The following is a 12,787-nucleotide window of genomic DNA, read 5'->3' as shown; positions in this document are numbered from 1 at the left end:
GTTTGTAGGTTGTTATATTTATAATTAGTTATTTCTTTAATACTTTGGTTAAGATACCAAAAACACTACGAATAAATGTAGCACTAGTAAGTACTTTAACAATAGGATTCATGCGTGTGCTTGATCTTCGGCGTGAAGTTGAGGTTTGTCTTTTCGATTCGGACTTTTTTAATGCTTCGCGTTCTTTTTTTGCTTGTTCTTTGGCTTCTTCTTCCTCGGCGTCTTTTATTTTCTGATTGAGTAATTCATAAGCACTTTCTCTGTCTATATCTTCATTGTATTTTTTTACCAATTTAGATTCAGCGAGAAGGGTTTTTAATTCATCATCGGTTAAAACATCCATACGACTCATGGGCGCACGCATCATAGTAGCTGCCAGCGGCGTAGGTCTTCCTTTTTCATCAAGAGCTGAAACTAAGGCCTCCCCAATACCTAAAGATGTTAAAATGTCTTCCGTATCGTAGTATTCAGAATCCGGATAGTTTTGCGCCGTAAGTTTAATAGCTTTTCGATCTTTTGCTGTAAAGGCTCTTAAGGCATGTTGTATTTTTAAACCAAGTTGGCCTAAAACTTCCTCAGGAACATCCGTAGGGTTTTGGGTTACAAAATATAAGCCTACCCCTTTACTTCTTATGAGTTTAACAATACTTTCAATTTGACTTAACAAGGCTTTAGACGCTTCATCAAAAATTAAATGGGCTTCGTCAATAAATAGAACGAGTTCTGGTCGGTCATTATCACCTTGTTCAGGAAACGTTGAATATATTTCTGCCAATAAACTCAACATAAATGTTGAAAACAGTTTAGGTCTATCTTGAATATCAGTCAACCTTATGATATTAATGTAGCCCCGACCCTGTTCATCAATTCTCAGCAAATCTTGGGTGTCAAAAGACGTTTCACCAAAAAATAAGTCAGCACCTTGCTGCTCTAATTCAACAATTTTTCTAAGAATAGCTCCTGTTGATGCCGTTGAAATTCTACCATAAGCTTCAGTAAATTCAGCTTTACCTTCCTTGGTAGCGTATTGTAATATCTTTTTAAAATCTTTTAAATCTAATAGTGGTAGTTTATGATCATCACAATACTGAAATATTACTGCGACAATTCCAGATTGTGTTTCAGTTAAATCTAAAATTCTAGAGAGCAATACCGGTCCAAATTCACTGATAGTTGCTCTAAGGCGGACACCATTTTGTTCTGATAGAGTCAAAATTTCAACAGGAAATGCTTTAGACTCAAAAGGAAGACCAATTTTTTCATGACGCTCGTCAATTTTTACATGACCCGGACTTGGTTGTGCAATACCACTCAAGTCGCCTTTAATATCCATAAGTAATACAGGGATGCCTTTATCACTTAAATTTTCGGCTAGAACTTGTAAGGACTTTGTTTTTCCGGTTCCTGTGGCACCCGCTATAAGGCCATGTCTATTCATGGTTTTTAACGGAATCTTCACATGGGCCCCGTTGATGGTTTCACCATCCAACATAGCCGCGCCAACCGGAATAAAATCGCCCTTTGTGGTATTCGCTTCTGTTATATGTTTGAAAAAAGTTTCCTTATTACCCATGCTCTATAAATTTTGATAAAAATAACCATTCTGGCGCAATTCAAATGAACAAGGTATAGAAAAATGTGAACAATTAGCTTTCAAAGGAGTATCTTTGCCAACGATGAAAAAAGAGCTACAGGAATTAGTTGATAAGGGAGAAATGCTTCCACTAATGGAAGAGTTTTATACCATTCAAGGGGAAGGTTATCATAAAGGCACAGCAGCTTATTTTATAAGATTGGGTGGTTGTGATGTGGGCTGTCATTGGTGCGATGTGAAAGAAAGTTGGGATGCCAATTTACACCCACCAACAGCTACAAAAAACATTGTTGAAAACGCGAAAAAATATAGTGATACCATTGTTATAACAGGTGGCGAACCCTTAATGTGGGACATGTCAGAACTTACCAGCCAATTGAAGGGCAAAGGCATGCAAGTGCATATTGAAACGTCTGGAGCCTATAAGTTAACAGGTACTTGGGATTGGATTTGTTTATCACCAAAAAAACTAAAGTTACCTACTCAAGAAGTTTATGATAAAGCGCATGAACTTAAAGTTATTGTATATAATAAGGATGATTTTCGCTTTGCGGAGGCGCAAGCTGCTAAGGTAAATGAAAATTGTATTTTATACCTACAACCAGAATGGAGTAAGCGAGATAAGGTGGTGCCAGAAATTGTTGATTATGTGATGGCGAATCCTAAATGGAAAGTGTCTTTGCAAACACATAAGTATTTAAATATTCCTTAAGTGAAAAAAAATAAAAGCATAAAAAAAGCCCTGATTTATCAGGGCTTTTTTATTTATCAAGTGGTTTTATTATTTTAAAAAAGGCACAGCAACCCTTGTGGTTCCCCATCCTAAATGCATTGTTCCCTTGTCATCAAATGCAATAGAAAAAGCTTCAAGGCTCTCATCTGATTTGCTAACTGGAGCTTTTATTCGAATAACATCTTGAGCTTCATTATAAGAATAGGCGCCCCAAACATTAATGTCTTTATTAATAATAATGGTCCATTCTGAATCTCCTGGTATTGTAAAAAGTGAATACTCACCAGCTTTAACCGTTTTACCTCCAATTTTCATGTCATTGTACAAGGTAATATTTGCCGCTTCATTGGCACCAGTTCTCCATACTTTGTCATTAGGGGCTAATTTGCTTAATGAACGGTCTTTAAGTTGCGGTCTGCTATAAACAACTTTTACAAAAGCCGGTGCATTTCTAGCAGTTCTATAAAAAGTGGCGTCCATAGGACTTTTGTCCATCTTCGCAAATTTTTGGGCATTCATATTAAAAGAAATTAGCATAATACATGCTATACTCGTTAACACTGTAAATTTTTTCATAATACGTTTTAATTTTAGATTCTAAAGATAAACTCAATTAATCTTAAAGTTTTTATAAAAGTCGGGTTAGAGTGTTAAAGTTTACAACGTATAACTAAAAAAGCCTCAGAAGATATTCTGAAGCTTTTTTAGTTATACTTAAGCGGCGTTGTTAACGGCCTATCACCTTAACATTCATTTCTTCAACCTTTTTATTAGATAATGGAGATGGTGCGCCAAAGAGTAAATCTTCACTGGTTCCTGTTTTAGGGAATGCCATCACTTCTCTAATGGAAGCTTTTTTCTCCAGTATCATCATGAGTCTATCAACACCCCAGGCAATGCCGCCATGCGGTGGTGCACCGTAATGGAAGGCTTTATACATGGTGCCAACACTCTTCATCATCTCTTCCTTATTATAGCCCATGTTTTTATAAGTGGCCTCAAGAATTTCTGGTTTGTGAGCACGGACAGAACCGCCTCCAATTTCATAACCATTTAAGATTAAATCGTATTGCTGGGCGATAATACTTCCAATTTCATTGTCCTTACCATTCATGTGTTTGTCTAAATCGTAAATAGCAGGCATTGAAAAAGGGTTGTGGGTAAATGTCCATCTGCCTTCATCTGTTTTTTCAAACATCGGGAAATCTATGACCCATGCCGGTCTTAATTCTTTAGGATTAATTAAACGTAACATCTTTCCTAATTCTTGACGTACAGCATCTAAGGCTTTATTAGCGGTAGCATAATCTGCAGCTGAAAAGAAAACAATATCACCAACCTGAGCATCCGTAGTTTTTATGATTCCAGCAGCAATGTCTTCCCCTAAGAATTTAATTATTGGCGATTGCAAATCGTTTTCATTTACTATAATATAGGCTAATCCTCCTAAACCATGTTGTTGTGCTAAGGCTGTTAATTTTTCAATCTGACCTTTTGATAAACGTTTATTGCCTTGTTCTTCGGCAGATACTTTAATACATTTTACAATACCACCTTCTTCAATAGGTTTACTAAAGACTTGGAATGTAGTGTCCTTAACAATTTCTGTAATATCTTTTAATTTTAAACCGAAGCGTAAATCTGGTCTATCGCAGCCATAATCATCCATAGCTTCTTTATAGGTGATGACTTCAAAAGGGCGCAATATCCATTTTTTACCATAAACCTTCTCAACAATACCATTAAACATGTTTGTGTTTAAATCAATGATTTGTTGCATACTGGCATAGGCCATTTCAATATCGAGTTGTGTAAATTCTGGTTGGCGATCACCTCGAGAATCTTCATCTCTAAAACAACGGGCTAGTTGGAAATACTTTTCATAACCAGAAACCATTAGCATTTGTTTAAATTGCTGAGGTGCCTGCGGTAAAGTATAGAACGAACCTGCTTGTTTGCGGGTTGGAACTATGAATTCGCGTGCGCCTTCATCAGTTCCTGCGCTTAAAATAGGCGTTTCAATTTCAAGAAAATCTTGGGCGTCTAATATGTCGCGCATCATCTTAATGACCTTATGACGATTTACAATAACCCGACGGACGTCATCATTTCTGTGGTCTAAATATTTATATTGAAAACGAACATTTTCATTGGTTTTAGTCGCTCTTTTAATTTCAAACGGTAAGGTTTTAGAAAGGTTTAAAATGTCTAATGCCGTAGCTTCTAATTCAATTTTCCCTGTCCTTAATGCAGCGTTATAATCATCTTCTTTACGTTGCACAATCGTTCCAGAGACAGTAATAACCGATTCGGGTTTTAGTTTTACCAACTCATCTAAATTAGCAAACGATTCTCTACTTAAGCGTACTTGGAATATTTGTGTACTAGAATCACGTAAATCAATAAACATCAATTCGCCATGATCACGCACACTAGATACCCACCCAGAAAGCGTGATGCTTTCATTGATACTTTCATCAGTAACGTCAGATATTACGTGAGTTCTGTATTCGTCTTTTATTACTAAGGGGATTTGTGGTAATACCTCTTCTTCCTTTTTACTTGTTGTTTGTTGTTGAAGTGTTGCCTGCTCTGTTGCTCTTCCTTGTTCTTTATTTTCGCTGCCAGGCCCTCCCGCAAGTGCTTTCAGAATTCCTTCGCGGATTATTTTTCCCGATGCCCCTTTTCCAATAATACCAATGACTTTTCCAACTAAAATACCTGCTTTGCCTTGGTTACCAGATTTAATATCATTGGCAATCCCTTCATTTTCAGAAATGACCTTATTAATGGCATCTTCTATTTGAGACTCAGAAATGGTATTGTCTTCAAAATATCTATTGTAATCAAAACTTCTATCTTTTAAATACGATGTAATGGCATTTTGCACCAATACAGAGGTGATTTTTTCCGCTTTGAATAGTTGAAATATTTCAATGAGATGTTCTATTCTGTGAATGTCTGCATACTCATCAGCTCCAATATTGTTGACTAAGGTTTTTGCAACAAAAGAAGGATCTTTAATGACATTGTTTATGGCAACAAAAGTTTCTGAACGTAAAGAATCTGCTGTAAAGAATTTTGCATCTTGTGGTAAAACACCGCCTTTAATTAAAATAGATTCAACGGCATACGGCAAGGTACTCAGATCTACATCTATAGATTCTACAACATTTTTAATGCTCACAAATGGTAAATCTGGTTCAGAAATAAAACGGTAATCTGCTTCGAACTCCTTTTTTCGCATGGTCTTGGTTTGCTTCAATTCTGCATCCCACAACACTGTAGTTTGATCGGGTCTAAATTCTTTATGCTCTAAAAAGTAGTTTAATTGTTTTTCAACTTCCTCCTTTAGGGCATCGACCATAAACTTAAACGAGTTCAAGTTTTTTATTTCGGTACGCGGATTTAAATTGTAATCGCGTTTTTTTCGAAGTGATACAGAGACATCTGACTTAAATTCACCTTTTTCAAGGTTAGCTTCAGAGATACCTAAATTTTGTACAATACGTTGAATGTATTGCGCATAGGTAGAAGCGTCTTCAATGTGCCGGATGCATGGTTCGGTCACAATTTCAATAAGCGGTACACCAGCTTTATTAAAATCGACCAACGAAACTTTTTTCTCATGCATTAATTTTGCAGCATCTTCCTCAATATGAACCTGTGTTAAATTTACAGTAAATTGAGAGCCGTCATTTCTATAACAAGAAACCTGCCCATCTGGAATCACTGGGTTGTGAAACTGCGTAATCTGTATGTTTTTGGGGTTGTCAGGATATTCATAATGCTTTCTGTCCCATGAAATGACTTCATTTTCGAAAGTAGATTTAACAGCTTTACCAAAGTATATTGCCTTTCTTATAGCTTCTTTGTTAATTGCTGGTAAAACACCCATTTGTCCTGTGCAAACTGAACAAATATTTTGATTAGGCGTATCTATTTCTTGATTGGCACAAGAACAAAATAACTTGGTTTTAGTATTCAATCGAACGTGGGTTTCTAGCCCAATAACTAACTCTAGTTCGTGTTGTTTTAAAAGTTCGTTTAAGTGTTCCAGTTCCATTATATGAGGTCTTTTAAGAAGTTAGCAAACTTCAAAACAAGTTCGTCATTATTTTTTGCGGCAGTAAGTTGCAAGCCTGTAGCAGTTCCTTGTGGTATGGTTAAAGTTGGTAATTGACCTAAACTAAAACCTACCGTGTATGCATCAGATAAATACATGGCCAAAGGGTCTTTTAAACTATCACCAATTTTAGGCGGTGTGCTTGGTGTAACAGGAGATATGATGACATCAACTTCTTTAAAGTCATTCTCGAAATTTTCCGAAATTTGATCTCTCAGATTTAATCCTTTTAAATAAATTTCGTCTGAAAAGCCCTGGGATAGTACTTGATTTCCACCAACAATTCTTCGTTTTGTTTCGTCTGAAAAATTTTCGGAACGTGTTATAGAATAGGTTTCTTTTAAGGTGTCTCTTTCTATACGATTTCCGTAGTTGGTGCCGTCTAAACGAGACAAATTAGAAGCCGTTTCAGCCATGGCTAGGGTGTAGTATGTTGAAACTAAGGTGTCAGACTTAAAGAAGTCTAGCGCTTTTACAGCAATGCCCTTTGCTTTAATTTTGTCTATAGCGGCTAAGAAATCAGATTTCACTTGAGGATCAATAGCCTCACTATCAATAAAATTTTTAAAGTAGCCTACGGTTTGTATGCTGTCAGAAGATTGAATATCATCCTGAGTTATTTCCGCGGAAGCATATGTAGTTTGATCTTTTACGTCTTGCCCGCTCATTGTATTTAAAACAATACGAATATCTTCAATGGATTTTGCAATGGGACCAACACAATCTGTTGACGAGGCGTAAGCCATTAACCCGAAACGTGAAATACGGCCGTAAGTTGGTTTTAAACCATAGACATTATTATAACCAGCAGGCTGGCGTACAGAACCACCTGTATCACCACCAATAGAAAATACGGTGTAATCTTTGGCAACATTTACAGCAGAGCCTCCACTAGATCCGCCTCCAACTAAATCAGGATTGATCGCATTTTTTACTGCTCCAAAAATGGTGTTTTCACTTGAAGACCCATGTCCAAAACTGTCACAATTCTCTTTAACCAAAGGAATAGCTCCAGCATCTAGTAATTTTTGAATCGCTGTTGCTGTATATGCTGATTTATAGTTTTTAAGTAATTCTGAACTCGCGGTAGTGTAAGTACCTTGAACCATGTAAACATCTTTGATTCCAAAAGGAATGCCTTCTAATAATCCTATTGGTTCACCATTTTTAATCTTAGCATCAACTTTAGCTGCTAAATTAAGGGCCGAGGTTTCTAGTAAGGCGTTTACAGTGTTGTTTGAGTTTTGTTTTAAAGCTTCTAATTTCTCTTGTACTAATGCTGTACAGGTGATTTCATTATTCACCAGTTGCTGGTGAATTTTATGTATTTGGGATTCCATAATTACTCTTCAATTACTTTAGAAACAACTAGATAACCATTTTTTTCTTTTGGGAAATTTTCAATAATGATTTGTTTCTCAATTGCAGAACTATCCATTACTATGTCGTCTCTCAAGTTATCTAAAGACACTGCATTATTATGATTTCCATTAAAGGTATTATTATTTGTTGTATTCGCATTTTTAATTACTTCAAATAATTTGTTCACAGTCTCTGAAGGCTGCGCTCCTTTAATGCTCGATAGAACATCGACGGTCATAATTTTACTCATGTCTTTATGTTTAATTTATTACTCAAAATTAAGCGCGTAAAATTACGAAAGTTTTTATGTAGAATGCAGTCTGAGGGGTTTAAAGTTATATCGCGCTTTTTATTGCTTTGAATTCTTCAGTATATCAGCTATTTCATTAGTGAATTCGATATTAAAACGGAAAATAATTCAAAATATTGAAAGTGTTTTTAATGCAAAAAGTAGTAAAATGGTGTTTTACTACTTTTTGCGTTGCTATTAATAGGGGTTGATGTGCTTATCTGAATGAAATTTGGTATTGTAAAACGGCCATACCTTTATAATCCTTTTGTTCTATTGTCACGGCATCAAATATGGGGCGATACTGATAACCTAAACTTATTTTGTTACCATGAGAACCATTAATTAAAAAGTTAGTAGTAAAATCAAACACGGTCATTTTATCATTTAGAGCATCCCAATCTGAGTGCTGAATGGCAATGTTAGGTTGAATAATCATAGGTTGATTAAACACCTCAGTTTGTTTAAAAGCATAACCAAATTGCATGTACCAAGACGTTCCAGTACCTATCATTGGGAAAGCGACACCGGGTCCGTTAAAATCGGTTCCACCACTGGTTGTTGGGTTGTTTGCGCCTACATTACGTATGTAATCTTTACCAAAACCATAATCATAGTAACCTAAATATGCGGTAATCGCTGCATCATTGGCTAATGGAAGATTTAAGAAAGAATCAATGGCCCAATGTTCCATATCATAGAAGGTTGTGCCTGGAAGTGCTGCGTCGCCATCACTCATGGCTTTGGGTTGAAATTGGTAACCAGCACCAAAGTTGAATACTTTTTTAGTCTGTAAATAAGTACCAGTTTGGTAGGCAGATTTATTAGATTCATGTTCAAATATTTGATATTTTACATAGGTTGAGGTTTTTACACGTGGTTTGTTATTAGCAAAATTAACCTCACCGTCAGGTATATTCGTTACAGCAAAAGGACGGTTGAAGGCAATGCGATAATCAAATTTACCAGCTTGACCTTTAATCCAAGCTCCAAATAATCGTCCTAAGTCATCATTTATTTCAACAGTATTTAAGGTAAATAGTGGTGAATCTAGTCCCATCATGGTCTTAGCTGATCTAATATTCCATCTATTAAGTCCTTGCCATCCAGATTTACCGAATCCAGCTTCCAAAAAATCGGCAAACTTATATTCAACGTATAAATCTAAAACTTCAATAGTAAATGTTTTCTGTTTGAAATTGTAGTTGTTTCCTCCAAAAATGGCATAAGCGAATATTCTGGGGGTTATTTGTGACGATATTGGTATACGCAAGCGCCTAATAGAAATATCAAAAAACTGGGTAGTGGGTTCATCATATATCAAGGAGCCTTCATTTAAATCTGAATATCTTGCCCAAATTTGACCAGTAACATCCCAATTGAATGTTGGTTTGAAATCCTTTTTGTCTTGACTAATAGCTATACTTGGTAGGCAAATCAGTAAAAGAAATAGTAGTTTGAAAATTTGTGTTTTTCTGCTTTTCATTTGAGATTGGTTCTAAAATAGACGACAAAAATATATTCAATTCTTACTTCATTAAGTGACATACATCATGTTTCATGATATTTTTTTTTCTGGTAAAAACTACAACGTTTGAATTGTTTTATCCTTTTTCATTAAAATTTAAAAACTTAAAATAAGGGCATAGCCGAGGTTTGTTTATTTCACATTTTAAAATTTAATGCAAATCTATGAAAATCAATTTTAAGGTGCTTTTTAGCCATTTTAAGCTGTTTTTGAGAAATTAACAAATGTTGATAATTTTACAGTTGCGCCGATAAAAAGCTTTCTAAGGGGGGCAAATTTTTGTATATTTGTTTGTATTCAGAAGGATGCTAAATAGGCATCTTTTTTTATGACATGAAATCAAAATTAAATTAAGACAATTATAAGAATATGAGCGAAGGAAAGGAAGAATTTAATAAGCATAATTATTCGGCTGATAGTATTCAAGCTTTAGAAGGCATGGAGCATGTGCGCATGCGTCCCTCAATGTATATTGGAGACGTAGGTGTCCGAGGTTTGCATCATTTAGTGTATGAGGTTGTAGATAATTCAATTGATGAAGCACTAGCGGGACATTGTAATAATATTACAGTTATTATTAATGAAGATAATTCTATTACAACAGAGGATGATGGTCGTGGTATTCCGGTAGATTTACATAAAAAAGAAGGTGTTTCGGCTCTGGAGGTGGTAATGACCAAAATTGGAGCAGGTGGTAAATTTGATAAAGATTCTTATAAAGTTTCTGGTGGATTGCATGGTGTTGGGGTAAGTTGTGTAAATGCCTTGTCTGAACATTTAAAAGCTACCGTATATAGAAATGGCGCTATTTATGAGCAAGAATATGAGCGTGGTAAATCCCTTTACCCAGTAAAACAAATAGGGGAAACGGATAAGCGTGGTACCATAGTTACTTTTAGACCAGATCCTACTATATTCACTCAGACTTTAGAGTATAGTTATGATACTTTAGCGAGTAGATTGCGTGAGTTGGCTTATTTAAATAAAGGAATTACTGTTCATTTAATTGATAAGAGAAATAAAAAGGAAGATGGTGAATTTGAGGGAGAAACTTTTCATTCTGAAAATGGCCTATCTGAGTTTATCCAATATTTAGATGCAACACGTGAGCCTTTAATGAAAGATGTTATTTCTTTTGAAGGGGAAAAGAATGGTGTGCCGGTTGAGGTTGCTATGATTTATAACACCTCTTATGCAGAAAATTTACATTCTTATGTGAATAATATTAACACACATGAGGGAGGAACGCATTTAACTGGTTTTCGTCGTGGTTTAACGCATACGCTTAAAAAGTATGCTGATGAATCTGGTTTATTAAAAAATCTAAAATTTGATATTGCCGGAGATGATTTTCGTGAAGGTTTAACGGCTATTATTTCAGTAAAAGTACAAGAACCACAATTTGAAGGGCAAACAAAAACAAAATTAGGAAACAGAGAGGTTTCTGCTTCAGTAAGTCAAGCCGTTTCTGAAATGTTAACGGATTATTTAGAAGAACATCCTGATGACGCTAAAATTATAGTTCAGAAAGTGATTTTGGCTGCCCAAGCACGTCATGCCGCACAAAAGGCGCGAGATATGGTGCAGCGAAAAACGGTTATGAGTATTGGTGGTTTACCTGGTAAATTATCAGACTGTTCTGAGCAAGATCCTGAAAAATGTGAAGTATTCCTTGTTGAGGGAGATTCGGCAGGTGGAACGGCTAAACAAGGTCGTGATAGAGAGTTTCAAGCTATTCTTCCTTTGCGTGGTAAAATATTGAATGTTGAAAAAGCCATGACGCATAAAGTTTTTGAGAATGAAGAAATAAAAAATATATTTACTGCTTTAGGGGTGACTATAGGTACCGAAGAAGACAGTAAAGCTTTAAATCTTTCGAAATTACGCTATCATAAAGTGGTGATAATGTGTGATGCGGATATTGATGGTAGTCACATTGCAACGTTGATCTTGACGTTCTTCTTTAGGTATATGAAGGAGTTAATTGAAAATGGTCATATTTATATTGCGACACCGCCATTATATTTAGTGAAACGTGGTGCAAAAAAACAATATGCATGGTCAGATAAAGAACGTGATGAGATTGTAAGTGAGTTTGGAGATGGATCGAAAATACAACGTTATAAAGGTCTTGGTGAAATGAACGCAGAACAACTTTGGGATACTACTATGAATCCTGAATTTAGAACCATGCGTTTAGTACAGATAGACAATGGTACGGAAGCAGATCGTATATTTTCTATGTTAATGGGAGATGAGGTGCCTCCACGAAGAGATTTTATAGAAAAGAATGCTATTTATGCTAATATTGATGCTTAAAAATTTCTAAATATTTTAAAAAGCCACTTAATTTTTAAGTGGCTTTTTTATTGTATTTATTTTCCGCCATTAGCTCTTAAATCAGCCAAACATTGGGCGTCAAGCTCTGGGATTTTATTCCTGTTAAGTGGATTAAAAGAACCGCCTGATACTTCCGATTCCCAAAACATTAAACAGTCTTCTACATTGCAATGCTTGAGGTTTTCTTCATCTTCATGTTCTGTTTGCATAGGAGCCCCTAAATTTGTTAGGCCTAAAATATGGCCAAATTCATGATTGATTACCGTGGACTCTAATTTGGTTCTACTGGGTTCAAAAGGGCTATCGCTTAACCTTTGAATCGTATTTTGATAAATAACAAAAGAGGTATTCCAATAGGCCGTGCCTAAAACTACTCGGTCACCTTCATCTTTATCAGATTTACCATCCATGAATAATGCCCAAACTGCAATTTGGTCTGAAGTATTATAGAACTTACGTTCCTCTCTTTCTATATCGGCAATCTCTTCTATGGTATAGGTTTCTTGTTCCGGCGAACTCAGGGATCGTTTTTCTACGGTAATACCATCAGGCTTAAAGCACAGATTAGTTAGAAAAGACACAAAATTATCTACGGCCTCATCACTAGGTTCAAAACCCTCTATATATACCAATTCAATACGTATACTTTTGAATTGATCATCAGATAATAAATCATTTGACGAACTACCAGTAGATTGACGGTTAAGTGCTTTATTTACAGTTTGGGTTTCATTACTGTTGGAGTCATCCGAACAAGCAATGAAGAGTAAGGCAATAGTACAAGCTATTACAATCTTTTTCATGCGTTAATTTTT

At 35.6% G+C, this 12,787-nt stretch carries 9 protein-coding genes; 2 read left to right on the top strand and 7 right to left on the bottom strand.

Features of this window, described 5'->3' with window-relative positions:
- Positions 1-28: 28 nt before the first annotated feature.
- A complete protein-coding gene (locus tag IE051_RS07725; protein ID WP_189360207.1) occupies positions 29-1,573 on the bottom strand; it encodes a helicase HerA-like domain-containing protein in 1,545 nt (514 codons plus the stop codon).
- A 103-nt stretch (positions 1,574-1,676) separates the two neighbouring features.
- Here IE051_RS07725 and IE051_RS07720 point away from each other — a divergent pair, with 103 nt between their 5' ends.
- Positions 1,677-2,306: a 7-carboxy-7-deazaguanine synthase QueE gene (locus tag IE051_RS07720; RefSeq protein WP_189360206.1), complete on the top strand. Its 630-nt coding sequence runs from the start codon at positions 1,677-1,679 to the stop codon at positions 2,304-2,306.
- Positions 2,307-2,375: 69 nt separating this feature from the next.
- On the opposite strand, the gene IE051_RS07715 is transcribed toward IE051_RS07720, so the two are convergent.
- The 5 genes from IE051_RS07715 to IE051_RS07695 form a co-directional block, all read right to left on the bottom strand.
- Entirely contained in the window at positions 2,376-2,903 is a 528-nt protein-coding gene (locus IE051_RS07715; protein ID WP_189360205.1) for a DUF2911 domain-containing protein, read from the bottom strand.
- A gap of 151 nt (positions 2,904-3,054) precedes the next feature.
- Positions 3,055-6,393 carry a bifunctional amidotransferase subunit GatB/aspartate--tRNA ligase AspS gene (gene gatB/aspS, locus IE051_RS07710; RefSeq protein WP_189360204.1) on the bottom strand — a complete coding sequence of 1,113 codons (3,339 nt, stop codon included), beginning with the start codon at positions 6,391-6,393 and terminating at the stop codon, positions 3,055-3,057.
- Positions 6,393-7,793, bottom strand: coding sequence for an amidase family protein (locus tag IE051_RS07705; RefSeq protein ID WP_189360203.1), 1,401 nt, complete (start codon positions 7,791-7,793; stop codon positions 6,393-6,395). The genes gatB/aspS and IE051_RS07705 overlap by 1 nt, the downstream gene beginning before the upstream one ends.
- Positions 7,794-7,795: 2 nt before the next feature.
- Positions 7,796-8,065, bottom strand: a complete 270-nt coding sequence (locus tag IE051_RS07700; protein ID WP_189360202.1) for a hypothetical protein — start codon at positions 8,063-8,065, stop codon at positions 7,796-7,798.
- A 256-nt stretch (positions 8,066-8,321) separates the two neighbouring features.
- Positions 8,322-9,590 carry a porin gene (locus IE051_RS07695; protein ID WP_189360201.1) on the bottom strand — a complete coding sequence of 423 codons (1,269 nt, stop codon included), beginning with the start codon at positions 9,588-9,590 and terminating at the stop codon, positions 8,322-8,324.
- A 411-nt stretch (positions 9,591-10,001) separates the two neighbouring features.
- Here IE051_RS07695 and gyrB point away from each other — a divergent pair, with 411 nt between their 5' ends.
- The gene (gene gyrB, locus IE051_RS07690; RefSeq protein WP_189360200.1) at positions 10,002-11,951 is read left to right on the top strand and encodes a DNA topoisomerase (ATP-hydrolyzing) subunit B; all 1,950 of its coding nucleotides are present in this window, start codon (positions 10,002-10,004) and stop codon (positions 11,949-11,951) included.
- 56 nt (positions 11,952-12,007) lie between these two features.
- Here the strand turns inward: gyrB and IE051_RS07685 are convergent, their stop codons facing one another.
- Entirely contained in the window at positions 12,008-12,775 is a 768-nt protein-coding gene (locus IE051_RS07685; RefSeq protein ID WP_189360199.1) for a membrane metalloprotease, read from the bottom strand.
- Positions 12,776-12,787 lie beyond the last annotated feature (12 nt).

It is taken from the genome of Algibacter mikhailovii (genome assembly GCF_014651495.1).
Taxonomy (GTDB): Bacteria; Bacteroidota; Bacteroidia; order Flavobacteriales; family Flavobacteriaceae; genus Algibacter_E; species Algibacter_E mikhailovii.
This window is presented reverse-complemented; position numbering and strand designations above follow the sequence as displayed.